We start from the raw sequence: 24,310 nt of genomic DNA, 5'->3' as shown, positions 1-24,310 counted from the left end.
ATAGCAAAAACAGCGCCGGAGACCTCCGGCGCTGTTCAATTTCTCATGTTTTGTTGCAGCTTAGCGGGCCGCAGGCCTCACTGCTTCTGTGCCGCCAGAAACGCCGAAACACGCCCCAGCCCCTGTTTCAGAACCTCCGGCCCGTTGGCATAGCCAATCCGCACATAGCCCTCCATACCCAGGGCCGACCCCGGCGTGAACATCACCCCGGTCTCCTGCAGCAGCGCCACGCAGAACTCCCGCGAACTCATCGGCAGATCATATTTCAGCAGCGCCGTGGTGCCGGACCGCGGCTTCACCCAGGAGATCCGCGGCTCCTGTTCCACCCACGCTTCCAGGATTGCCAGGTTGCCGCGGGTGATCCGCTGGCTGCGCGCCAGAACGGCCTCCCGGTTCTCCAATGCCAGCGCTGCAAAATGGTCGTCGATCATCCCCACCGAGATGGTGTCGTAATCGCGGTGAATGGATACCGCCTCGATCACCTCAGCAGGCGCGGCAATCCACCCCAGCCGCAGCCCGGCCAGCGAATAGGCCTTGGACATGCCGGCGGTAGAAATGCCCTTCTCATAAATATCCGCGATTGAGGCGGTCATCCCGTCCCCGTCCTGATCGGTGCCGCGGTAAACCTCATCGCAGAGGATCCAGACGCCGGCTTCGCTGGCAATGGCCGCGATTTCCTCCAGCATCGCCCGGTCCATCAGCGCGCCGGTCGGGTTGTTGGGGTTGTTGATCGCAATCAGCTTTGTCTCCGGCGTCACCAGCGCCCGCAGCTCCTCCAGGTCGGGCAGAAACCCGTTCTCCTCGCGCAGGCGCAGCTGATGCACATCCGCACCGATGCTCGCGGGAATCGAGTAATGCTGCTGATAGGTCGGCACCACCGCCACCACGCGGTCGCCGCGCTCAACCAGCGCTTTGTGCACCAGCATATTGGCGCCGATGGTGCCATGGGTGACGATGACATTTTCCGGGCTCTGCCCCTTGTACAGAGCCGAAATCGCATTGCGCAGCCGGTCCGATCCCTCGATGGCGCCATAGGTCATTTTCATCGCCAACAGCTCGGACAGATCGGCGGAGTTTCTCCCCGCCAGCTGCAGAAGCTCCTCAATCGTCAGGCTCTCAACGCAGGTTTCGGCGAGGTTCCATTCGCATTTGGTCTCCCACTCGTTCATCCAGATTTCGACGCCGAAAGGTTCGATATGCATGGGTCTCTCTCCTGTCTCTCAAGCGCTTGCGGCGCGGTAGATGGCATTGGCGATGGCGATGTCTTCCAGCCCTAGCCCGATCGAGCGGAAGAACACCGGCTGCTCAGGCTCCGGCCCCTCACATGTTCCGGCGGCCAGCCCCGCCAGATCACCCCGGAGCTGTTCCGCGCTCCAGCCATGATCCCGCGCCGCCAGCACCATCTCACCGGCACTTGCCGGCGTGGTCTCACGGTAATCGCAATAGACCTGCGCCGAGGCCAGGAACGCGGGCGCGATCTCATGCGCCTGGGCAACATTGGTGCTGATCGAGGTGACCAGCGCCCCCGGCGCCACCGCCGCGGTGTCCAGAACCGGCGTACCGGAAGAGGTGCACAGCATCACCACATCCGCCTCACGCGCCGCCTCTTCCGCACTGACGGCAAACGCCACATCCGGACAGATCCCGCGCCAGGCGGCCTGCTTGTCCGCATCGGCGCCCAGCCCCGGCGAAAAGACCCGCACTTTCTGCCAGCCGCGCAAGCCCTGCACATGCCGCCAATGCGCCTGCGCCACAGCTCCAGAGCCGATGACCGCCACAGTTTTCACGTCTTGCCTAGCAAGCAGATCCACTGCCAGCGCAGTTGTGGCTGCGGTGCGCTCGGTGGTCAGCCGCCCGGAGTCGCACAGCATCAGCGGCTGGCCTGTCTCCATTGACATCAACACCGTCCAGGCGGTGATCACCGGCCCGCCCTCGCGCACCAGATAAGGCGACAGCTTCGCACCAAACGAACCGCCCCCGGCGCCCAGATAGGTGATGAAATCCCCCTGCCCTTCGGGAAACAAGGTCAGCGTCTGCGCCGGCTGCATCGCCTCGCCGCGGCCCAGTTCAGCAAACAGCGCCCGCATCTCCTGCAGCACATCGACCTGCGGCAGCAGCCGCGCCACGGCTTCGGCATCCAAAACAATCGGGGGAGTCGTCATCGGCAATTTCCTTCTTTGCCCGCGACCCTAAGGAGCCCCCGCACCCCGCGCCATCATCCTCAAGGATGATGCGCCCGCCGCACCGCCATGTTATGCCGCCGGAACCAGGAGGATGATGTGGACTATCAGGGCACTGACATCGAAACCGCGAACAGCGCGCTGGCCCGCGTCATCGGCGGCAGCGGCGGCGCGGCTGAGCTGATTGCCGCCCCCCCCCCCCCGCTGCCCTTTTCCCCCGCCTTCTGCGTGGTGAACCGCCCCGGCCAGCGCCCGCAGTACCTGGCAGACACCTACCCGCAAGGCGCCGCCAAGGACGCGGTGCAGCTTTACGCCCGCAGCACCTACCTCTTGAACCCGGTCTACAACGCCATCCTCGACGGGCTGCAGCCCGGGCTTTACCGGATGGCGGATCTCGCACCCGACAACTGGAACCCGGCGCCGGAAACCCCCGGCATCCTGGTCGAAGACGCCGAGGAGATCGGCTACCGCACCCCCGGCTGGCCTGCGGGCCTGGTGGAACTCACGCTGCTGGCGGAACTGCCCGAAGGCGCCATGGGCGAGATCAGCTTTGCCCGTCCCGCCGCCCAAGGCGGCTACCCGGACGATCTGCTGGAGCGCCTGCGCCCCTTCCTGCCCCTCTTCGCTGCCGCCTTCCGCCAGCTCTGGTCCCGCGAGGCTGTGGCTCCGGAAACCGCTGATCCGGACCGCACGCTGAGGGATTTTGCCCGCGCCATCCTCTCCCCGCGCGAGGCGGAGGTGGTGCAGATGGTTCTCAAGGGCCACTCCAGCCTGTCGATCAGCCTGACCCTGGGCATCGCCCTGCCCACCGTCAAAACCCCCCGCAGGAACGCCTATGCCAAACTGGGCATCAGCACCCAGCAGCAGCTGTTCAACGCCTTCCTGGAATGGCAGAGGGCCCCCGGCTGCCCCTTCTGCCCCTGCTTCCCCCGCCCGGCCGGACCGCCGGTCAGCGCCTGACGGTCACAACCGCCGTCATATGCGGATGATAGGCGCAGAGGTACTCAAACCGCCCTTCCCGCTCAAACACCACCCCGGCCTGCGCGCCCTTGACGATCTCTCCAGTGTCCCAGCCGCCGTCCCGGCCCGTCGCCGTATGCGGGGCCGAGTCCCTGTTTTCCCAGACCACCCGGTCCCCCGGCCGGATCACCAGCTCAGCCGGGCTGAAGGTGAACCGCCGGATGGTCACGGCATGCTCCGCTCCCGCAGCCCGCCCCTGCCCGGCCTGCAGCATAGCTGCGGCCGTCAGGGACAGGCCGAAGCCCCGCCGGTTCAGCCGCATTGCAGCGCCGCCACCATGTTTTCCGCATGTTTTTCATGCGCCTGGAACGTCACCAGCCCCTCGCCCAGCAGTTCCTTGAGCTGCGGCACGGTTGCCCAGGGGATAAAGCTCTCTTCCAGCGTCTTGTTGACCAGCTGGTGATAGGCCAGCTCGTTGGCGGCATAGGCACAGTCGAAATCCTTGCCCGACAGACCGGCCAGCTCTGCCCGCTTCTCCGCGGCACCCGAAACCAGGGCCCGCGACAGGTCGTTGTCCTGCGGCGTCACATTCAGCTCGGCCACCAGCCCGCCCGCGGCCTCGTTCACCGCCGTATGGTCGCGCAGCATGACGGCGGCAAACTCCCGCACCTCCGGGCTTTCGGACACCGCCAGCGCCAGATGCGCATAACGGATATCAATTGCCCCGGCGGTATAGGCCGTATGCGCAATCTCCAGATCATTCATCTTGTCGCTGGCGCCAGCAGCCGTTGCCGCCGCGCAGGCCGCCGCCAAGGCGGTCATTTTCAGGTGTTTCACAGCTCTCTCCCTTTCAATCAATCAGGTGCAAGGACCCGCCATGCGATTCTTTGCACTCTTTGTTAATTACTTAAATTACAAAGTTGCGTCAAACCGGCGATCACACTAGGTGTTGCCCACTCACAGGAAAGTGCTCCGGATGCTTGGAACCAGTCAGTCTGCCATTCTGAAAACCCTGCTCTACCGGCCCGAGGGCGCCAATATCGACGCCCTGTCGCAAAGCCTGGAGATTTCCCGCAACGCCACCTACCAGCATGTCAAAACGCTGGAGCGCGACGGGCTGATCACCAGCCACCGGGTGGAAAAAACCAAGGGCCGCCCCGGCCAGACCTACCGGCTGACCCGCAAGGGCCAGGCCACCTTCAAGCAATCCTATTCGCTGATCGCCACGCTGCTGGTGAGTGCGGTCAAGGACCGGCTGGGCACAGACGAAACCAAGGCCCTGCTGCAGGATCTGGGCCGGACCCTTGCCGCAGGCTTGCAGGAGGACTTGGCCGGCCTGTCCGCCGAAGACAAGATCCGCGAAATCAGTGCTGCCTTGGCCAGTCTCGGCTATGAAGCCTCGCTGGAGGACGCCGAACCCGGCAGCCTCCCCGTTATTGCTGCGCACAATTGCGTCTTTCACGATGTGGCAGAGGAGCACCCGGAAGTCTGTGAAATGGACCTCACCCTGCTGCGCGGGCTCTCCGGCTGCCAGGTCGAGCATCGCGAATGCATCGTCAGGGGCGGCCAGCGGTGCCGGTTTGCCTTCCGCAAGGACTGAACAAGTCATGGCCCAGCGGGCCGAATTGCGTGCTGGCCCGGCCTAAGAGATCGCCGGAATCAGGCTCTAACTTAGGGTTTGTGCCTCAACCCAGCTCATGATCCGCTTGATTTCATCAATCAGGCAGGCCTGGAATTCCCGGTCGATCATCGACGCCCGGCTGCCCAGCGGCTCAAACACCGCAAACCGGTAGGCCGGCAGGTCCGGCACAATGCGCGCTGCCCCTCCATGACGCTGCTGCCAGTAATGCGCGGTAAAGGCGTCGACCACTGGCAGACCGCCGCAATGCTGCGACAGCGTCAGCGCCGCCAGCGAGGTCTCCGCCGTCATCGGAGCCCCTGCATTAGAGCCTATATTGCGCAACGCCAGCTCATCCGCCACCTGCCCCAACAGACCGATCAGCGGCGCGCCGCGCAGCTCCCTCAACAGCAGCGGCCCGGCCTCTCCGGCCAGCTCATGCCCCTCCGGCGCAAACACCATATGCGGCACCGCGCCTTCAAACAGCAGATGCATTCCGGTCGGCATATGCAGCACATTGGCAAAGCCGGTTTTCAGCGTCCCCGAGCGGGCAAAATCCAGCACCCATTTCGAGGATTTCACCTGCCAGGACACCTTGATCTGTTTCTCCCGCACCCCCAGCCGCTCCAGCGCCCTCGGCACGATTTCCAGCGAGGCGGCGGTGATGGTGGCAATCGACAGCGTGCCGCGCTCCTTGCGGGCAATCTGCGCCGCCGCCTCCTCGAGGTTCGACAGCACCAGATAGTTCCGCTCCACCTCCTCCAGAAACGCCTCCGCCTCCGGCGTCGGATGCACGCCCTTGCTCTTGCGCTGAAACAGCGGCACCCCGAACTGCCGCTCCAGATCGCCCAGGATCCGGCTGACGCTTGGCTGCGACAGGTTCAGCCGCCGCCCGGCGGCGGAGACAGAGCCGGTGGACATCACCGCGCGGAACACTTCGAGCTGCTTCTGACTGAACATGATATTCACTTTACGAATATCATGGGAAAAACATAGTATTTTTCCAAATCTCTTTGGCCCGCTACCGTCCCTGCGCCGCAACCGCAGAGGACCCCTATGCCGCCCCCCACGCCTCCGAATGTCATCCTGATCATGACCGACCAGCAGCGCGCCGACAGCCTTGGCTGCACCGGCAACCCGGTTGTGCAGACCCCGCAGATCGACGCCCTCGCCGCCCGCGGCGCTGTGTTCCGCAATCATTTCACCCCGCATCAGATCTGCTCGCCCAGCCGCTCGACCCTGTTCTCCGGTCTGTTCGCCCGCCACCCCGGCCTCACCCGCAACGGCGTTGCCCTGCCCCAGGACCTGCCGCTGATCACCCATGACCTGAAGGCGGCCGGCTACCGCACCCACGGCGCGGGCAAGTTCCACTTCCAGCCCATCCTCGCAGGCGCCGAACACGAAATGCCCGACAGCAACGCCTTTTGGGATCTGCCGCAAAGCGCGGGCTGGACCGGCCCCTTCTACGGCTTTGACTCCGTCGACATCCTGATCGGCGAATCCGTCAGCGCCACCGAAGGCGGCCACTACGCCAACTGGCTGCGTGAAACCGCCCCCGAAGCCGCCGCGCTTTACCTCCCCGAAAACGCGCTGGAGCAGCCCCCCGAAGACATGGACGAGGTCTGGAAGTCCGCCATCCCGGCCGAGCTCCACTACAACAGCTGGATCACCGACCGCGCCTGCCATTTCCTGCAGAACCAAACCGGCGACGCGCCCTTCTTCCTCTTCGTCTCCTACCCTGACCCGCATCACCCCTTCTCACCGCCCGCACCCTGGTGCGACATGTACGACCCCGCCGAGGTCCCTGCCCCTGCCCAAGTCCCGGACGAACTGGCGGCGATGCCCTCCTACATCCTCGACAACGACCGCGAGGAAGCCGCCAGCAGCTATGTCGACTTCCTGCGCAACCCTGGCCCCCCGCGCGAGCAGGGCTTCATGCAGACCACCAAACGCTTCTCCGACGCCTCCCTGCGCCAGGCCATCGCCCATACCTACGGCATGGTCTCGATGATCGACGACGGCATCGGACGCATCCTCGCCCAGCTTGACGCCCAGGGCCTGACCGGGGACACCCTGATCATTTTCACCTCCGATCACGGCGAGCTGCTGGGCGATCACGGGCTGATCCGCAAGGGCCCCTCCCCCTACCGGCCGCTTTTGCATGTGCCGCTGATCATGGCCGGACCGGGCGTCGCCCCCGGCGAGCGAAACGGCATCACCAGCCACTTGGATCTGCGTGCCACGCTGCAGGACCACCTCGCCCTGCCCCAACAGAACACAGACGGGAAATCCTTCCAGCCCATGCTGCCCGCGCCCGAAACACCGGGCCGCGAGACCTTCTATGCCGAGTACCACCCGCGCACCCGCATGGACACTTACAACCAGACCCTGCTCAGCGCGGACTGGCGTTTCACCCTTTATCCGGAAAATCCGGACTGGGGCGAGATGTTCCACCTCGCCTCTGATCCGGGCGAACACGTAAATCTTTACTTTCATCCGGACTATACCAAACAAAAACAACAGTTTACCGAGCAGCTCACCCGCGAATTCCCGCCTGCCTCCCAGGCCGGCGGCCCATCGCTTGCGACCTACTGATGCGCGCAGGCCAAGATCACTCCAGGGAGACCAGAATGACCCATCCCCACATCCACCCCGCGGCCCGCATGCACGCCGCCGAAGTTCAAGGCGGCAAGCTCAGCCGCCGCGAATTCCTGTCCCGCGCCACCGCGCTTGGCGTTAGTGCCACGGCTGCCTACGGGCTGATCGGAGCAGCCGCCCCGGCCCGCGCCGAAACCGTGCCCCAGCAGGGCGGCACCCTGCGTATCCAGATGGACGTGAAAGGCCTCAAGGAGCCCCGCGTCTACGACTGGTCGCAGATCGGCAACATCACCCGCGGCACCTTTGAGTACCTGGTCGAGTACAACAACGACGGCTCCTTCCGCGGCATGCTGCTGGAAAGCTGGGAGGTGAACGACAGCGCCACCGAATACACCCTGCACGTCCGCCCCGGCGTCACCTGGCACAACGGCGATCCCTTCACCGCCGCCGACGTCGCCCGCAATATCGAAGGCTGGTGCGACAAATCCGTCGAGGGCAACTCCATGGCCGGCCGAATGGCCACCCTGGTCGACAAGGACAGCGGCAAGGCCCTTCCCGGCGCCATCACTGTGGCCGATGACCTGACAGTAAAACTCACCCTGCCCCGCCCTGACATCTCGCTGATCCCGGCGATGGCCGACTACCCGGCGCAGATCATCCACGCCAATTTCGACACCGCCGACCTGCTGAACAACATCGGCACCGGCCCTTACGTGATTGCCGAGCATCAGGTCGGCGTGAACTGCATCCTCGAACGCAAGGCGGATTTCACCTGGTGGGGCACCGAGGTCTACGGCGGCCCCTACCTCGACCGCATCGAGTATCTCGACTTCGGCACCGATCCCTCGTCCTGGCTGGCGGCGCTGGAATCCGAGGAAGTCGACATGCTGCATGAATCGGTCGGCGAATACATCTCGATCCTCGACGATCTCGGCCTGGAGAAGTCCGAAGTTGTGACCGCCTCAACCCTGGTGATCCGCCCCAACCAGCAGGCCGAGATAAACGGCGTCAAACCCTATGCCGACGTCCGCGTCCGCAAGGCGCTTGCATTAGCCGTCGACAACAAGGTCTGCCTGGAACTGGGCTACAACAATCTCGGTGCGCCCGCCGAAAACCACCACGTCTCCCCGGTGCATCCGGCCTATGCCGTACTGCCGCCGCTGGAGGTGAACCCGGAAAAGGCCAAGGCGCTGATGGACGAGGCCGGCATGGGAGACTTCGAGCATGAGCTGATCTCGATCGACGACGACTGGCGCCGCAACACCTGCGATGCCGTGGCGGCCCAGCTGCGCGATGCAGGCATCAAGGTAAAACGAACGGTGCTGCCCGGCTCGACATTCTGGAACGACTGGACCAAATACCCGTTTTCAGCCACCAACTGGAACCACCGCGCGCTGGCGGTGCAGATCCTGACCGTGGCGTACCGCTCAGGCGAGGCCTGGAACGAGTTTGGCTGGGACAACCCGGAGTTTGACGCACTGCTGGACGAGGCCCTGGCCATTGCTGATGCCGGCAAACGCCGCGCAGTCATGGCCAAGATCCAGAAGCTGATCCAGGATGAGGGCGTCGCCATTCAGCCTTATTGGCGCGCGCTTTACCGCCACCACCGTCCTGGCCTTGCCGGCTGCGGCCAGCATCTCTCCTTTGACCACCATCACTATAAGATGGGCTGGATCTAAGTCTCTTTCTCTGGGCCAGTCATCGCGGCTGGCCCAAAGACCCCGGACTTTACTCCGGGCCTCGTGAAAACCCGGGCAGGGGGTTTGGATCAAGAGCCGTTCCCTCGCTCTGATCTGCCTGCAAAAACTCCGTTATCACCGCTCTCAAGCCTCGGCGCCCCACCTGTTGCGTTGGCACCGGACGCACCGCTTTGTAGTTGTTAAGCCCGCAAGGCTACTGTGCTCCGAAGCAAAGTTCTCAGACCGCAGGCCCTGTTCACAGCCGCAACCAGCCAAAGTTCACAGCTGTGAACTCCTCACGCTGCCGCCCGGCGGGAGAGCGCGACCACCATCGGCCCGCTGGAGAACGTCCCGGCCAAAGCCTTGGCACTGAGGCTCCGCAGATAAGCACTGGGAGAACGGATATCGCCAAACCGTTCCAGCATAGCAGCCACCACAACCGAGGCTTCAGCTGCCCCCATGGCGCGCTTGGCCTCCTCCCAGACCTGGGAAGAGATTCCCATCATGGGCCGCACGGTATCCGCGGCGCGCTGGAGGCTGGACCAATTTGTGATTCCGCCTTCGGCATAGCTTCGGATTTCTCCGCAGGATGCCAGGATCAGGCGGAGAGAGATGTTCGGTTCCGTTGGGGTGCTCCTTGGGGTTTGGTTAGAAACTGTGTGGTCCGGCAGGATCTGCGCTGAGGCCTTCTCAGCATATGCCATGTCCTTTTGCGGTATGGTTTCAGATCCGTGCGCAGCCATAGCCGCCTGTTCAGATTCATAAGAGTCTTTCTTTGAATTCTGATAGTGCTGCTCAATTTGACTGTCACTGGTGCTCAGTTCTTCGGTCAAAACAGGCTCTAAAAGGGTTTTTACCTCGGTCAGCATCTGTTCCAGACCCGAGGCGATCAGCTGCAGTTCGTCCAAACCAAGCTTGCGGCGCAGGGAACGGGCGGTGAGCACGGCGCAGTCCTGGAAGCGGGTCCAGTGGGGCACGTCCGGATGCTCCGCCTCACCCAGAAGCGCAAGATTGGCAAGATCCCGGCGCATCAGGCTGACGGTTTCGCGCAGCTGTTTGATACGGGCCTGAAGGGCGCGCTCAGCTTCCGCCGCGTCCGAGATTTCGGCAAAGCGGCGGGCGAGGGGGGAGAGGTCGAACCCATAGGCCACCCGCTCCCCGCCATAACGGCGCACGTAGCGTTTGCCGTTCGGGCTGTCGCGGCGGATCAGAAGGCCGGCGGAAACCAGCTTGGCCAGATGGCGGCGCATGGAGGAGCAGGGCATGCCGTTCAGCCGCTCGCAGATGGTCTGGTTTGCCGGATGCACCACCGGGGAGCCGGCGGAGGGTTCGATCATCTTGCCGGGCAGGAAGCTGAGCAGCGCCTGCAACACCGTAAGGTCGCGGTCATTCAGGCCGTAGTGCTTACGTGCGGCGGCGAGTTCGCGCAGCACATCCCATTTGTTCACCGCAGCAGGCGCAATGGCCCGTTCGGTGGCGGCCTGCTGGTGCAGCAGGACAGCCTCCACCGTTCGCCCGAAAGGCGTGAGGGGCATGTATCCCATGTCATCATCACGAAAGACAAAAAAAGAGCGGCCCGCGAATCGCTTTGGACTTGCGGTTATGGGCTCCGGCCACTAACTTGAGAGTGCTAGAAACAAGTAGGTCTCGTGGAGCTCCGGCTTTGCGGGGCCTTCTTTTTTAGTCTGCTCTGTGCCTCCTTAAGTTATTGTTTTCATTTAACCTTCCACCCGTTCTTGCCAGCGGGCGTGAAGCTCTTCGATCAGGGTCTGGGCCTCGGCCTCGAACCAGTCGGCAAACTCGCCGCCGGGAAGCTCCAGGTTCAAACCCTTGGCGGAGCGGCGCAGGGTGGCACCGCGTTTGCCGCCGATGGTCAGTTTCTGCGCCCCTTGCAGCACCTTCTTTGCCGGTTTGGCGGCCTGCGGGGCAGGGGAGGGGACTGCGGCCTTGAAAACGGCTTCAAAGGCCAGCAGCGAGGGATCCGCCGCTGCGGCCTCAGAGCCTTCGACCACCGCTTCCACTGCGAAATTGCTGTACTCAGCTTCGGCAATCCGGATCAGGGCGTCGCGGTCGGCGCCGGTTTCCTCGATGGCCTTGGCGAGCGTGTCCCAGCGCGGGCGGCCGATGCCCTGGGCGGGGCCGATGGCGCGGGCGAGCTCCGGGCCGACGGCCTCGGCAATGGCGATGGCCATGGAGACCGAGGATTTGGTGACGGTCAGCACCTCGGCCACCTGCGACTGGTTGCCAAAGCCGTTCTCGACCAGCTCCTGCGCAAACAGGGCCTTTTCGATGAAGGTGAGGTCGCGCCGGGCCATGTTTTCGGAGATCTGGGCGCGCACCGCGGCGTCATCGTCGAGATTGGCAACCAGGGCGCGGATCTTCGCAACCTTGTCGGAGGAGCGGATCGCCTCCAGCCGGCGGCGGCCGTAGACCAGCAGGTAGCGGTCCGGTTCCGACGGGTGGCGGCGCACCAGGATCGGCACAGTCTGGCCGTTGGTCTCAATCGCGTCGCGCAGGTCGATGACGTCCGACGGGTCGAGCCGGTCGTTGATCCTGGTGTCTTCGATCTGATGCGGCTCCAGCTCCCAGACCCGGTGCGAGTCCACCGCGTCGCGGGCCGAGCGCAGGGCGCGGTTGCTGGTCATCATCGAGGTCGCCGGGCCAGGGGAGGCCATCGGCGCGCCGGCGGCGGCCAGGCTGTCGAGCATCGACAGGCGGGATTTCTTGCTGTTGCTCATGTGCGCCCCCAGGTTTCCTGAATGAGCTGGCTGATCTCGTCGTTGACCGCGTTCAGGCTTTCGACGGCGCGGTCATAGGTCGAGCGGGTGAAGGCACTGCGTTCGACCTCGTATAGAGTCTGTTTTGTGAGCCCTGCGTCGGAGATTGCGGTGGACTTCAGCATCGGCGCGTTCAGCACCTTGTCGCCGTACATGGTGCGCAGGAAGGCAACGATGCGGTTCTGCGGCGCGTCCGAGGGTTCGTAGCGTGTCAGCAGATAGCGCATCCAGTCGTGGCTCATATCGGCGCCGGATTCCGCGATCACGTCCATCAGGTCGGCGGTCATGCGCAGGAATTGCGACATCGACATCACGTCGAGCATTTCCGGGTGGATGGTGACCAGCACCCCGGTGGCGGCGGAAAGCGCCGACATGGTGAGGAAGCCGAGCTGCGGCGGGCAGTCGATGACCACCACGTCATAGTCCGAATCCACCTGTGTTAGAGCCTCTTTTACCCGGAAAAAGAACAATCCGGCGCTGCCCTGGGCCAGCGCCCGGGGGGTGTCGTGCTCAAACTCCATCAGTTCGAGGTTGCCGGGGATGAGGTCGAGATTCGGGATATAGGTCTTGCGGATCACCGATTGGATCGGGGCCGGATCGTCATAGCGGATCGCGTCATACAGCGTGCCGCCGTCCTGCAGGTCAAACTCCGGCTGCACCCCGTGCAGCGCGGTCAGCGAGGCCTGCGGGTCGAGGTCGATGGCCAGCACCCGGTAGCCCTTGAGCGCCAGACGCTGCGCCAGATGGGCGGAGGAGGTGGTCTTGCCCGAGCCGCCCTTGAAATTCATCACCCCGATGACCTGCATCTTGTCGCCATCACGGCGGCCGGGCAGATAGTCGCCGGGCTTGCGGGCGGTTTTTTCCAGCAGTTCGCGCAATTCCTGGATGTCGTCGGCAGTGTACTGGCGGCGGTTGCCGGGGGTCAGCTCGGGCGAGGGGCCCTTGCCGTCCAGATGCAGCTTGCGCAGGTAGGAATCATTCACGCCCAGCAGGGCCGCGGCCTCGCCGGAGGTGAATTTCCGCATGGTTTTCGAGGCGTTGGGCGGAAACAGGCTCTCGCGCTGCGCATGCAGCTGCGCCGCAATCCATTCGGAATGCTGGCGGATTACCGCGTTGAGGTCCTCGGGAGTGTGTGTAGTATCCATCTGCTCGCTGCCCGTATGTATATCCGTGGGTCTGCGCAGTTCGTATTGCTGCAGCGTGTTCACGGAAATTGGCGTTTACCGCCTCTTTTTCGTGACTATTGGCGAAACAGGCGGATTCGTGCAAGTGTTTTCTATACTTGACCGGTCAGCGGAAGCAGGCTGCGGCTGTTTGCGCAGCATTGTGGCCTGAGAGCAATATGGCCCTGTTAGGGTCTGATTTCACCCTTTTAACGTAAAATCGGCGCCGCGGTTACTCGCGCGCGCGCAGCTGTTTGCGGAAGTCGCGCGGCGGAGCGCCGTAGATTGCCGAGAAGGCGCGGGAGAAATGGGCGAGGTCTGAAAACCCGGTTTCCATGGCGATCTGCGTGAGCGACAGGCTGGTGTTGACCAGCTGCCAGCGGGCCTGTTCCATCTGCAGGGCGCGGCGGAAGCGGGCAGGGCTGCGGCCGGTTTCCGTCTGGAACACGCGGGAGAGCTGCGAGGGGCTGACGCCGAGGCTGTCCGCGATCTCGCCGGTGGTGAGGGGCTGGCTGAGGTTCTCGCGCATCAGCTGGATCGCCATGCGGATGCGGCGGTCGGCGTGGCTGTCGAACTTGCTGAGCGGGGTGATGGCCATTTCGGTGGCCTGGCGGTGGCGGTCGACGCTCATCTCGACCAGGCCTTTCAATGCGCGCTGGCGGCCCAGTTTCGGAGTGAGCAGGGAGATTGCCAGGTCGATGGAGGCGGTGCCGCCGGGGCAGGTGATGACGCGGCCGTCGCGGACGTGGATGTCGCGGCTGGTGATCTGCACGTCCGGGTAGCGGGACAGGAAATCGCGGCGGTGGCGGTGGTGGACCACGGCCTTGCGGCCCTTGAGCAGCCCGGCCTGGCCGAGGATGAAACTGCCGGTGCAGAGGCCGATGACGGTGCCGCCGCGGGCGTGGAAGGCGCGCATGTAGTCGAGCGTCTCCTGCGGCACGTCGTCGATGGTGGGCATCAGCGCGCCGATGGCGATCAGGTAGTCGGGGTCCTGCATCTCGGTGAAGGTGGTGTCTGGGGTGACGTCGATGCCGGCGCTGGCGCGGATCGGGCTGCGGTCGGGGCCGCAGATCTGCCAGCCGCAATAGATCTGCCGGTTGCGGTTATTGTCGTCAGCGGCGTGGCGCAGGGTGTCGACAAAAGCGCTGAGCGCCAGCACCGAAAAGGTCGGCGTCATGGTGAGCGCAAAGGTCACCTCGGGCTTGCGGGGGGCGGTCATGCGCAGTTTTTACAAGTAAATGAACATATCATTCAAGTTTTACCTGCCGGAATCTGGAATTTCCTGTCTCAAACAGGATCTGACAGCGAAGGCGGTTTTATGGAACTTGAGCGGGAAATCGAACTTCTCGGCGTGCATGCGGAAGGCGAGGTCGGGCGGGTGATCGTCTCCGGCGCGCCGGAGATTCCCGGTGAGACGCTGGTGGAGAAGATGGGGTACATCAACACCACCGACGACAGCCTGCTGAAGCAGTGCCTCTATGAGCCACGCGGGGCGGCGCAGATGACGATCAACCTGCTGCAGCGCTCCTGCCGGGCGGAGGCGGAGTATGGCTTTATCCCGCTGCAGGCGGACGGGGCGCATGCGATGTCCGGCTCCAACACCATGTGCGTGGTGACGGCGCTTTTGGAGAGCGGGCTGGTGCAGGCCGAGGGGCCGGAGGCGGTGGTGCCGCTGGACACGCCTGCGGGGCTGATCAAGGCAACCGCGTTCTGGGACGGCAAGAAGGTGGAGCGGGTGCAGATTGCAATGCCGGTGAGCTTTGCCGAGCATTTCGACCATCCGCTGGAAGTGGCGGGCCTGGGCACCATCAAGACCGATGTGGCCTTTGGCGGCTGCTATTTCGCGCTGATCCGAGCCGAGGAGCTGGGGTTTGCGATTGCCCCGGACGAGGCGCGGGACCTGGTGGAGCTGGGCGCGCGCATTCAGGCTGCAGCCGCGGAGCAGATCAAAGTGCAGCATCCGGAGGTCGATGCCTTCAACCGGGTGGAATACCCGATGTTCATCGCGGGGCAGGGGGCGTCGATCCGCAATGCGACGATCATTCACCCGGGCCGCATCGACCGCTCGCCCTGCGGCACGGGAACCTCCGCACGGCTGGCGGTGATGCTGGCGCGGGGGGAGATCAGTCTGGCGGATACGGTGTCGTCGTGTTCGATCATCGGCGGCGAATTCACCGCAAAGATCACCGGGACAACCACCTGCGGCGGGCGGGAGGCGCTCCTGCCGCAGGTTGCCGGGCGGGCCTGGATCTATGGCCGCCATGTGCTTGGAGTGCATCCCTCTGACCCGTTCCCGCTGGGCTACACGCTTTCCGATACCTGGGGCACAGCGGCGCCCCGCTGACCCCCTGTGCCCCGGCTGCCGCCGCCGGTGCAGCAGCCCGGGGCTTACCCCTCATTTTCCGGCACTAACTTGGGAGGATATGCAATGAAACTCTTTACCGGACTTAAACTGGGTGCTGCGGCGCTGGTGCTGATGACGGCCACCGGCGCGGCGGCCGCCGATGTGAAACTGCGCCTGGCGGGGCAGCACCCGGTCGACCACAACGCCACCAAGGTGCTGAAGGAAACCATCGCCGAAATCGAAGGCGCCGGCGTCGGCGTCGAGATTAAGCTGTTCCCGGCCGGCCAGCTGGGCAATGGCGAGGTGGTGTTTGATGACGTTGCCGCAGGGGTGATCGATATCGGCCATACCTTCATCTACAGCCACAAGGACCCGGTGCTGGAAATCAACTCGCTGCCCTATCTGGTCAGCAACTACGAAGAGATGGAGAAGGTCTATTCGGCAGGCTCTGCCTTCTATGGCATCTATGACGAGCATATCGCAGCGCAGGGCATGAAACTGCTGGGCGTCTTTGCCGAAGGGTTTATCGGCGTGGGTTCGACCAAGGCGCCGGCTGATGCGGGCGGCACCGGGGACAAGGATCTGAACATCCGGGTGTGGAGCGCTGACGTGGGCCGGCTGACGGCACAGGCGATCGGCTTCAAGACCACCACGATGAACTGGGGCGATGTGGTTCCGGCGATCCAGCAAGGCGTGATCGAGGGTGTGATCGGCGGCACTGCCGAGTCGAATTACACCGTGTTCGGAGACAGCGTGAAATACTTCACCCCCTATAACGCCTTTGTCGAAAACACTGCCTTTTACATCAATCAGAACACCTGGGACGGTTTGAGCGCCGATCAGCAGCAGGTGATTGCGGACGCCTTTGCCAAGGCCTCGGCCAAGTCCTTTGCGCTGAGCAAGAGCGTTGATGCCGAATACATCGGGCGGCTGGGTGAAAAGAACATCGAGGTGGTGGGCATTTCCGACGCCGAGCGCGCGGCGCTGGCAGCGCATGTGCGCGAGACCGTCTGGCCGGTGCTGGAGGACAAGCTGGGCAAGGCGCTGCTCGACTCGATCAAGGCCGACCTGAACTGATGATGTGCCGGGGCGGGCTTGGGCCTGCCCCGGCGCCCTTGCGGAGGGGGAGCCCATGGACCTTCTGGTCAAACTGGAGCGCGCCATCGTGTTTACCTGCAGCCTGTTTCTGGCCTCGGTGTTCCTGGTGGTGGTGCTGATGCGCTATGTCTTTGAAAGTGATCTGTTTGCCTATGAGGAATGGGCGCTGATCGTGGCCTTTCTGTTGTATTTTGCAGGGGGCGCGCTGGCTTCGAAAACCGACAGCCACATCAAGGCCGATATCATTCTGGAAATGATCCGAACGCCGCGCGGGCGGCAGGTCTATTCCGGTGTGATCCAGCTGGTGGAGGCGCTGATCCTGGCCGGGCTGACCTATTTCGCGGTGCGCATGTTTCTGAACGAATTTGCCCGCTGGCCGAACATCCCCGCCACCACCGTTTACAAGATCCCGCTGGCGGTGCCGCGGTTCTTCATTGCCGCGGGGTTTGTGCTGATGACCCTGCATGCGCTGCTGAACGGGCTGCAGACCCTGCGCGGTGCCCGTGCGGCCAGCCCGGAGGCTGCATCATGACCCTGGCTATCGTTTTCATCCTGCTGTGCCTGCTGCTGGTGATCGGGCTGCCGGTGCCCTTTGCCTTTGGCGCGGTGCTTTTGTACCTCGGCTGGGCGGCCGAGACCGATATCGCCAATTTCCTGTCCTCAGGCCATTGGCGGATGAACAACATCGTGCTCTTGGCAATCCCGCTGTTCATCCTGTCCGGCGCAATCATGAACCGGGGCAAGCTGGCGGAGCCGCTGGTGGATATGGCCTCCTTGTTCCTGGGGCGCTTCCGCGGCGGGCTGTCGGCGGCGGCGGTGCTGGCGAGTGCCATTTTTGGCTCGATCTCCGGGTCGGCGGCGGCAACGCTCACCTGCATCGGCGGGGTGATGCTGCCGCGGCTGGAGCGGCACAACTACCCCAAGGGGTTCTCGGCAGCGCTGATCGCCAATGCGGCGCCGCTGGGTCTGCTGATCCCGCCCAGTTCGATCCAGATCATCTATGCCTGGGTGACGCGGCAGTCGGTGCTGAAGTGTTTTCTGGCCACCGTGGTGCCGGGGATCATCCTGATCACCCTGCTGTGCCTGGTGAACTGGGTGCTGATGCGGACCCGCAGGGAGATCGTGCTGGAGGGGGCGCCGCAGTCGCTGATGGCTGAGACCCGCCGCCGCACCGCCTTTGCCACCCCGGCGCTCTTGATGCCGGTGATCATCCTGGGCGGTATCTACGGCGGGGTGATGACCCCGACCGAGGCGGCGGCAATTGCGGTGTTTTATGCGCTGCCGGTGGGCTTCTGGGTCTACCGCGGCCTCAACTGGCAGACCTTCAAGGAGGCGGTGATTGAAAGCGGTGTCACCACCGGCGCGGTGATGGTGATGTTCTTCATGGTGATGATCGTGAGCCGCCTGCTGGTGTTCGAGGACATCCCGGCGCTGGCGCAGGAGTTCATCTATTCGGTGTCGGAGAACCCGATTGTGATCCTGTTGATGATCAACATCGTGCTGGTGGCGATCGGGATGCTGATGGACGACGTCTCGGGCGTGCTTTTGTCGGCGCCGCTGCTGCTGCCGGTGGTGCAGGATCTGGGCGTCGATCCGGTGCAGTTTGCCGCCATCATCGGGGTCAATCTGGGCATGGGCAACATCACTCCGCCAACCGCGCCGCTGCTCTATCTGGGGGCGCGGGTGGGGCAGACATCCGTGCAGTCGATGCTGAAGCCGACGCTGCTGATGATCGCCTTTGCCTGGATCCCGACGCTGCTTCTCACAACCTACATTCCGGACGTCGCGCTGGCGCTGCCGGACTATGTTCTCGGATACTAAGGACAGGATGACATGACGTTTTACCAGGATATCGCCGCGCGGCTGGACGGGCTGAAGGCGGAAGGGCTGTATAAGCGCGAGCAGCCGATTGCCTCGCCGCAGCAAGGCGAGGTGGTGCTGGAGGATGGCAGCCGCAGCATCAACCTCTGCGCCAACAACTACCTTGGCCTGTCGAACCATCCGGCGCTGGTGGAGGCGGCGCAGGGGGCGCTGGACCAGTTCGGGTTCGGCATGTCCTCGGTGCGGTTCATCTGCGGCACGCAGGTCCCGCACAAGGCGCTGGAGGCGCGGCTGAGCGGGTTTCTGGGAATGGAGGACACCATTTTGTTCCCAAGCTGCTTTGACGCCAATACCGGGCTGTTCGAGACATTGCTGGGGCCCGAGGATGCGGTCATCTCGGATGCGCTGAACCATGCCTCGATCATCGACGGGGTGCGGCTGTGCAAGGCGCAGCGGTTCCGCTACGCGAATTCAGATATGGCGGAGCTGGAGCGCTGTTTGCAAGAGGCGCAAGGCGCGCGCTACCGGCTGATTGCCACCGACGGGGTGTTCTCGATGGACGGCTATATCGCGAAGCTGCCGGAGATTTGCGACTTGGCCGAGAAATACGATGCCATGGTGATGGTGGACGACAGCCACGCGGTGGGATTTCTGGGCGAACACGGGCGCGGCACGCCGGAGCTGTGCCGCGTGGAAGGCCGGGTGGATATCCTGACCGGCACCCTGGGCAAGGCCCTGGGCGGGGCCTCCGGCGGCTATGTGGCGGCACGGCGGGAGGTGGCGGACTGGCTGCGGCAGCGCTCGCGGCCCTATCTGTTCTCCAACACGCTGGCGCCGGTGATTGCGCAGACCAGCCTGCGTGTGCTGGACCTCCTGGAGGAGGAGCCGGAGCTGCGGGCGCGCTTGCGGCGCAACGCGGAGCATTTCCGCCGGGAGATGACGGCGCTGGGGTTCGAGCTTTTGCCGGGGGAGCATCCGGTGATTCCGCTGATGCTGCGCGATCCGCAGCTGGCGCAGGATTTTGCCGCGCGGCTGCGGCAGCTGGGCGTCTATGTGGCGGCGTTCTCTTTCCCGGTGGTGCCCAAGGAGCAGGACCGCATCCGCACCCAGATGTCGGCGGCGCATTCGATCGAAGAGCTGGACCGCGCCATTGCCGCTTTTGCCCAGGCGGGGCGCGAGCTGGGCGTCATATCCTGAAGGAGGACTGCAGATGTTTTCATTGAAAGGGCAGACAGCGATTGTCACCGGCGGCGCCAGCGGCATTGGCCTGGCCACTGTCTGGATGCTGGCCGAGCTGGGGGCGAACATCGTCATTGCCGACCTGAATGAAGAGGCTGGCGCCGACGCGGTGCGGCAGCTGGAAGGGGAGGGGGCCGAGGCCTTGTTCCTGCGCACCAATGTGGCCGAGGCTGCGGATGTGGACGCGCTGATCACCGCCACGCTGGAGCGGTTCAAGGGCATGGAGATCCTGATGCATTTTGCCGGGATCGGGCTGGAGCAGCATGTGCTGGACACCACGCGGGAGAACTGGGAGCGGATCATTGGCGTGAACCTCACCGGCAGCTTCCTGATGCTGCAGGCGGCGGGCCGGGTGATGGTGGAAAAGGGCTATGGCCGGATTGTCGCGATGTCCTCGATGGCCGGGGTGCGCGGCGGGACCGGGCGCACGGCCTATGGCGCCTCCAAGGGCGGGGTGTCGGCGATGATGCGGGTGATGGCGATGGAATGGGCCAAGCATGGCGTCACGGTGAACGCGCTGGCGCCGGGCGGGATCGAGACCGCTTTGGTCAAGAAGATGCACGACGCCGAGACCCGCCGTGCCTATCTGGCGGGCATCCCGATGGACCGTTACGGCACGCCCGAGGAGGTGGCCGCGGCGGCGGTCTATCTGGCACTGCCGCAGTCGAGCTATATCACCGGGGTCAATTTGCCGGTGGATGGCGGATTTGATGCCTCCGGGGTGATTAAGAGCGGCTGATGCAGCATTTATCGCTCAATTGATGCCATTTGCCCGGCCGACAGGCCGGGCTGCGCCGACCCGCCCCCATGGGGCGGCGCAATAGCGCCACTCCGCGGGTCTCTGCAGCCCTTTGCTCTTCATGGAAGGGGAAGGCTAAGGGACGATCTGTCCAGGCCAGTGCGCTTCCGTCTGCGCCCGGAACTCGGTCTCGGTGTAACTGCCGAACCAGTCCAGAAAAGCCGCAATGCGCGGGGAACTCCGGTCGCGGGCCACGGCATAGAGGCCGTCCTCCAGCACCACCGGCGTGCCGAGGACCGGCACCAGCTGCCCCTCCTGCAGGAAGTCGATGGCGGTGCCGATCCATCCAAGCGCGATGCCGCGGCCGCTGAGAGCGGCTTGCATCATCAACAGGTGGTTGTCGAAGGCGGGGCCGGGCAGGGGACCGCTTTGCCTGACGCCGAAGTAGGCAAACCATTGCGCCCAGTCGTACCAGGATTTGTCGTTGGAGCGGGCGTGCAGCAGGGTGTGGGCCAGCAGGTCCTGCGGGTGCGGCGCAGCGCCCGCCTGTTCGAGGTAGCCCGGGGAGGCGACCGGCAGGATCTGCTCGCGGAACAAAAGCCGGGAGCGGCAGCCGGGCCAGCTGCCGCGGCCAAAGCGGATGGCGACGTCGATGCCGGGGTCGAGCGTGGACAGCCCGTGGAAGGCAGTGACCATATTGACCTGGATGCCGGGGTGCGCGGCGTGAAACCCTTTGAGCCGCGGCAGCAGCCAATAGTTGCCGTAAGCCAGGTTGCAGGAGATCGTCAGTGTGTTGTCTTCCCTGCGGCGGCGCAGAGCCTGGGTGTCGGCCGAGAGCTGCGCCAGGCAGGTGCTGAGCGAGGCGATGTACTCGGTGCCCTCCGCCGTCAGCGCGACGGGGCGGGCGGAGCGGTCGAACAGTTTGGTCTCCAGGAAAGCCTCTGCCTGGGTCACCGCGTGGCTGACGGCGGACTGGCTGGTGTTCAGCTCTTCGCCGGCGCGGGTGAAGCTGCGCAGCCGGGCCACGGCCTCGACCGCCAGCAGGGCCTTCAGCGGCGGGATGGTCTTCCAGTAATGCATCATGAAATTCCTTCATGATAGAATGATCGCTTTCTCTCTACCCTTGCCGCCTCTTTGCCGTTGAAATCAAGCGGAATGCGCGGGGCAGAAGCCCGCGGGAGGCATGAGGGGAGACGATATGGCAGGGCTGATAGAGGTGAACACGCGCGGCCGTGTGCTGGAAGTGGCGATGAACCGGCCGCCGGTGAATGCGATCAATCTGGATCTGAGCCGCCAGATGTATGCGGCGTTTCAGCGGCTGAACGAGGATGAGGGCCTCAGCGTCGGGCTGCTGTCGAGCCTTGGCAATGAGAAGAACATTTTCTCGGCGGGCTGGGATCTGAAGGCCTTTGCCGCCGGCGAAAGCGCGGATGCGGAGCAGGGGTTCGACCTTGGCCCCGGCGGCCTGGGCGGATTGCCGGAGTATTTCGATCTTTATAAACCCGTGGTGGTGGCGCTGGCGGGCGGCGCCATCGGCGGCGGCTTTGAGCTGGCGCTGGGGGGCGATGTGATCATCTGCGCCGAGGATGCCTATTTCTGGCTGCCGGAGATGCAGCGCGGCTTCCTGCCTGATGCAGGCGCGATCCAGAAGCTGCACCACCGGATTCCGTGGAATGTGGCGATGGATCTGATCCTGACGGGGCGCAAGATGTATGCCGATGAGGCGAAACATTGGGGATTGGTGCGTGATGTGGTGCCTGTCGATCAGCTGATGGAACACGCCCGCGGGGTGGCGGATACGATTGCGCAAGGGGCGCCTTTGGTTGCAGGTGCGCTAAAGGAATACATGCGCAAATATGGCCACCGCTCGGTTGAGGAAAGCCATGCGGCGGTGCGCCGGGCCTGGGTCGGCAGGAGCGATATGCCGATCTACGAGCAGATGATCCGGTCGGAGGATTTCACCGAAGGCTCGCTGGCTTTTGCCGAAAAACGCGACCCCAAGTTCAAGGGCTGAGATGATGCACAGGCTTTCTCCGATGTTCGAGGCCCGCTCGGTGGCCGTGGTGGGCGCCTCGGCGCGGGCCGGCTCCTTTGGCGCGCGGCTGGCTGAGGCGGCATTGTCCGGCGGGTTTCAGGGGCGGATCAGTTTCATCAACCCGCGCGGCGGGGAGATTTCGGGGCGGCAGGCGCTGTCCTCGATCCGGGAGCTGGACCATGCGCCGGATGTGGCGGTGCTGGGGATCGGCGGCGCGAATCTGGAGGCGGCGCTGGTGGATGCGATTGCGATGGGCGCGAAATCGGCGGTGGTGTTCGACCTCTGCCAGGGTGAGACGGTCAATGGCACGCCGATCCTGACGCGGCTCAAGGATATTGCGGCTGAGGCCGGGCTGCCCATTTGCGGCGGCTCGGGCATGGGGGTGATCAACACGCAAACCGGGCTGGTGGGCAGTTTTTATCCGGCAGATCACATGAAGGCCGGGGGGATCTCGCTGATTGCCCATTCCGGCAGCGTCTTTACCGTGCTGGGGATGAACGATCCGCGCTTCCGCTTCGATCTGGTTGCCTCCCCGGGGCAGGAGATCGGCGCGACGGTGGATGAATACATCGCCTATGCCGCCAGCCGCGAGACCACCAAGGCGATTGCGGTTTTCATGGAGAGCGCCCGCAGCCCCGAAGGGCTGGTGCAGGCGCTGAAGCTTGCGCGGGAGGCGGGCAAGCCGGTGGTGATCTGCAAGGTGGGCCGCACCGAGGAGAGCGCGCGGCTGGCGCGCTCGCACACGGGCGCGCTGGCGGGCAGCCATGCGGCTTATGAAGCGGTGTTCGAGGAATGCGGCGCGATCTCGGTCGATACGGTCGATGCGCTGATGAACACGGCGCTGTTGTGCTCCTCGGGCCGCATTCCGGGGCCGGGCGGCGCCGGGCTGGTGACCGACAGCGGCGGGTTGCGCGAGATGCAGGTGGATCTGGCGGCGGAGACCGGCACGCCGCTGGCGGTGCTGAGCGGCAAGACCCGCATCGCGCTGCGCGAGGCTTTGCCGCCGGAGCTGGAGCCCTCCAACCCGCTCGACTGTGCGGCGGATCTGACGGATGAGTTCCCCAAGGTGTTTGACCGGGGCCTCGATATTCTGGCGCAGGCGCCGGAGGTGTCGATGCTGGGGTTCGAGGCGGATCTGCGCGACGATTATGTTTATGAGCCCGGGCTGCTGGAACACGCCAGGCAGCTGCGGGCACGCACGGACAAGCCGGTGTTTTTCTATGCCAGCTTTGGCCAGACCCATAACCGCGGCATTGGTGAGGCGCTGGCGGAAGCGTGGGTGCCCTGCCTGAACGGGGCCGAAACCGCGATGCAGGCGGTGAAAGCGTTTCAGGCCTGGGCCGATGGCTTGCAGGTGGAGGTTGAGACCGCGCCTGAGGTGCCTCTCGGGCAGGCGCTGCCCGCGCATCTGGATGAGGCGGCGAGTTTGGAGGTGCTCTCCGGCTTTGGCGTGCCGGGCGCGCTCAGCCAGGTGTGCAGCGACGCGGGAAGCGTGGCTGCCGCGGGTCAGGACCTGGGCTTCCCGGTGGTTCTGAAAACTGCCGAGGCTGGGATTGACCACAAGAGCGACTTGGGCGGGGTGGTCCTCAACCTTGGGGATGCGGCAGCGCTGGCGGCGGCTTATGCGGAGCTGTCGGCGCGGCTGGGGCCGCGGGCGGTGGTGCAGAAACAGGCCTCGAAAGGCGTTGAGCTAGCCTTTGGCTGCGTGATGGATCCGGATTTCGGGCCGCTGGTGATGGTGGCGCCGGGCGGCACGCTGGTGGAGCTGTTTGATGAACGCCAGTTTGCCCGGGCGCCGTTTGGGCCGGGGCAGGCCGAGAAGATGATCCGCCGCTTGCGGGTGGCCAGGCTGATCGATGGGGTGCGGGGCGATGCGCCGCGGGATATGGCGGCAGCGGCGCAAGCCTTGAGCGCGTTTTCCGTGGCCTGTGCTGCGATGCGGGATCGGGTGGCTGAGATCGACGTGAACCCGGTGATGGTGACGGAAAGCGGCGCAATGGCGGTGGATGCGCTGATCGTGCCTGCGCAGGACGCTGTCCGGGAGGGGGCGGAATGAAGG

22 protein-coding genes are annotated in these 24,310 nt (G+C 64.4%); 12 read left to right on the top strand and 10 right to left on the bottom strand.

Annotated elements, in window-relative coordinates:
• Nucleotides 1-77: 77 nt before the first annotated feature.
• Complete coding sequence (locus RA20_RS00110; protein WP_039123530.1) at nucleotides 78-1,202, bottom strand: aminotransferase; 1,125 nt, start codon at nucleotides 1,200-1,202, stop codon at nucleotides 78-80.
• Between the two features lie 18 nt (nucleotides 1,203-1,220).
• Nucleotides 1,221-2,162 carry an ornithine cyclodeaminase family protein gene (locus RA20_RS00105; RefSeq protein ID WP_039123528.1) on the bottom strand — a complete coding sequence of 314 codons (942 nt, stop codon included), beginning with the start codon at nucleotides 2,160-2,162 and terminating at the stop codon, nucleotides 1,221-1,223.
• A 117-nt stretch (nucleotides 2,163-2,279) separates the two neighbouring features.
• Between RA20_RS00105 and RA20_RS00100 the strand changes: the two genes are divergently transcribed.
• Nucleotides 2,280-3,140 (top strand): response regulator transcription factor, encoded by an 861-nt coding sequence (locus RA20_RS00100; protein WP_082017865.1) that lies wholly within the window; start codon nucleotides 2,280-2,282, stop codon nucleotides 3,138-3,140.
• On the opposite strand, the gene RA20_RS00095 is transcribed toward RA20_RS00100, so the two are convergent.
• Complete coding sequence (locus RA20_RS00095; RefSeq protein ID WP_039123527.1) at nucleotides 3,130-3,462, bottom strand: cupredoxin domain-containing protein; 333 nt, start codon at nucleotides 3,460-3,462, stop codon at nucleotides 3,130-3,132. The genes RA20_RS00100 and RA20_RS00095 overlap by 11 nt on opposite strands.
• On the bottom strand, nucleotides 3,453-3,977 hold the full coding sequence (locus RA20_RS00090) for a DUF4142 domain-containing protein (RefSeq protein WP_241482180.1): 525 nt from the start codon (nucleotides 3,975-3,977) through the stop codon (nucleotides 3,453-3,455). The genes RA20_RS00095 and RA20_RS00090 overlap by 10 nt, the downstream gene beginning before the upstream one ends.
• Before the next feature lie 139 nt (nucleotides 3,978-4,116).
• Between RA20_RS00090 and RA20_RS00085 the strand changes: the two genes are divergently transcribed.
• A complete protein-coding gene (locus tag RA20_RS00085) occupies nucleotides 4,117-4,740 on the top strand; it encodes a helix-turn-helix transcriptional regulator (protein ID WP_052248754.1) in 624 nt (207 codons plus the stop codon).
• 66 nt (nucleotides 4,741-4,806) lie between these two features.
• On the opposite strand, the gene RA20_RS00080 is transcribed toward RA20_RS00085, so the two are convergent.
• Nucleotides 4,807-5,718: a LysR family transcriptional regulator gene (locus RA20_RS00080; RefSeq protein ID WP_241482179.1), complete on the bottom strand. Its 912-nt coding sequence runs from the start codon at nucleotides 5,716-5,718 to the stop codon at nucleotides 4,807-4,809.
• A 96-nt stretch (nucleotides 5,719-5,814) separates the two neighbouring features.
• Here RA20_RS00080 and RA20_RS00075 point away from each other — a divergent pair, with 96 nt between their 5' ends.
• Nucleotides 5,815-7,353 (top strand): sulfatase family protein, encoded by a 1,539-nt coding sequence (locus tag RA20_RS00075; protein ID WP_039123523.1) that lies wholly within the window; start codon nucleotides 5,815-5,817, stop codon nucleotides 7,351-7,353.
• Nucleotides 7,354-7,388: 35 nt separating this feature from the next.
• A complete protein-coding gene (locus RA20_RS00070) occupies nucleotides 7,389-9,035 on the top strand; it encodes an ABC transporter substrate-binding protein (protein WP_039123522.1) in 1,647 nt (548 codons plus the stop codon).
• 296 nt (nucleotides 9,036-9,331) lie between these two features.
• Here RA20_RS00070 and repC read toward each other — a convergent pair whose 3' ends face one another.
• The 4 genes from repC to RA20_RS00050 all read right to left on the bottom strand — a co-directional run bounded on the left by repC (nucleotide 9,332) and on the right by RA20_RS00050 (nucleotide 14,194).
• Nucleotides 9,332-10,570, bottom strand: a complete 1,239-nt coding sequence (repC, locus tag RA20_RS00065; RefSeq protein ID WP_241482178.1) for a plasmid replication protein RepC — start codon at nucleotides 10,568-10,570, stop codon at nucleotides 9,332-9,334.
• A 183-nt stretch (nucleotides 10,571-10,753) separates the two neighbouring features.
• Nucleotides 10,754-11,773, bottom strand: coding sequence for a plasmid partitioning protein RepB (gene repB, locus RA20_RS00060; protein WP_039123519.1), 1,020 nt, complete (start codon nucleotides 11,771-11,773; stop codon nucleotides 10,754-10,756).
• Nucleotides 11,770-12,957, bottom strand: a complete 1,188-nt coding sequence (gene repA, locus RA20_RS00055) for a plasmid partitioning protein RepA (protein WP_039123518.1) — start codon at nucleotides 12,955-12,957, stop codon at nucleotides 11,770-11,772. The genes repB and repA overlap by 4 nt, the downstream gene beginning before the upstream one ends.
• Before the next feature lie 250 nt (nucleotides 12,958-13,207).
• Nucleotides 13,208-14,194, bottom strand: coding sequence for a GlxA family transcriptional regulator (locus RA20_RS00050; RefSeq protein WP_039123517.1), 987 nt, complete (start codon nucleotides 14,192-14,194; stop codon nucleotides 13,208-13,210).
• Nucleotides 14,195-14,293: 99 nt separating this feature from the next.
• On the opposite strand from RA20_RS00050, the gene RA20_RS00045 reads away from it, so the two are divergent.
• The 6 genes from RA20_RS00045 (at nucleotide 14,294) to RA20_RS00020 (ending at nucleotide 20,216) form a co-directional block, all read left to right on the top strand.
• A complete protein-coding gene (locus RA20_RS00045; protein WP_039123516.1) occupies nucleotides 14,294-15,319 on the top strand; it encodes a proline racemase family protein in 1,026 nt (341 codons plus the stop codon).
• An 84-nt stretch (nucleotides 15,320-15,403) separates the two neighbouring features.
• Nucleotides 15,404-16,396, top strand: a complete 993-nt coding sequence (gene dctP, locus RA20_RS00040) for a TRAP transporter substrate-binding protein DctP (RefSeq protein WP_039123515.1) — start codon at nucleotides 15,404-15,406, stop codon at nucleotides 16,394-16,396.
• Between the two features lie 55 nt (nucleotides 16,397-16,451).
• Nucleotides 16,452-16,949, top strand: a complete 498-nt coding sequence (locus RA20_RS00035) for a TRAP transporter small permease (protein WP_039123514.1) — start codon at nucleotides 16,452-16,454, stop codon at nucleotides 16,947-16,949.
• Nucleotides 16,946-18,238, top strand: a complete 1,293-nt coding sequence (locus RA20_RS00030) for a TRAP transporter large permease (protein ID WP_039123513.1) — start codon at nucleotides 16,946-16,948, stop codon at nucleotides 18,236-18,238. The genes RA20_RS00035 and RA20_RS00030 overlap by 4 nt, the downstream gene beginning before the upstream one ends.
• A 12-nt stretch (nucleotides 18,239-18,250) precedes the next feature.
• The gene (locus tag RA20_RS00025; protein ID WP_039123512.1) at nucleotides 18,251-19,435 is read left to right on the top strand and encodes a glycine C-acetyltransferase; all 1,185 of its coding nucleotides are present in this window, start codon (nucleotides 18,251-18,253) and stop codon (nucleotides 19,433-19,435) included.
• A 13-nt stretch (nucleotides 19,436-19,448) separates the two neighbouring features.
• Nucleotides 19,449-20,216 carry an SDR family NAD(P)-dependent oxidoreductase gene (locus tag RA20_RS00020; RefSeq protein WP_039123510.1) on the top strand — a complete coding sequence of 256 codons (768 nt, stop codon included), beginning with the start codon at nucleotides 19,449-19,451 and terminating at the stop codon, nucleotides 20,214-20,216.
• 135 nt (nucleotides 20,217-20,351) lie between these two features.
• Here the strand turns inward: RA20_RS00020 and RA20_RS00015 are convergent, their stop codons facing one another.
• A complete protein-coding gene (locus tag RA20_RS00015; RefSeq protein ID WP_052248753.1) occupies nucleotides 20,352-21,299 on the bottom strand; it encodes a LysR substrate-binding domain-containing protein in 948 nt (315 codons plus the stop codon).
• 115 nt (nucleotides 21,300-21,414) lie between these two features.
• On the opposite strand from RA20_RS00015, the gene RA20_RS00010 reads away from it, so the two are divergent.
• Both RA20_RS00010 and RA20_RS00005 read left to right on the top strand, forming a co-directional pair.
• Complete coding sequence (locus RA20_RS00010) at nucleotides 21,415-22,230, top strand: enoyl-CoA hydratase-related protein (protein WP_039123509.1); 816 nt, start codon at nucleotides 21,415-21,417, stop codon at nucleotides 22,228-22,230.
• 4 nt (nucleotides 22,231-22,234) lie between these two features.
• Nucleotides 22,235-24,307, top strand: coding sequence for an acetate--CoA ligase family protein (locus tag RA20_RS00005; protein WP_206540083.1), 2,073 nt, complete (start codon nucleotides 22,235-22,237; stop codon nucleotides 24,305-24,307).
• The last annotated feature ends 3 nt before the right edge of the window (nucleotides 24,308-24,310 follow it).

Source organism: Leisingera sp. ANG-Vp, assembly GCF_000813725.1.
Taxonomy (GTDB): Bacteria; Pseudomonadota; Alphaproteobacteria; order Rhodobacterales; family Rhodobacteraceae; genus Leisingera.
This window is presented reverse-complemented; position numbering and strand designations above follow the sequence as displayed.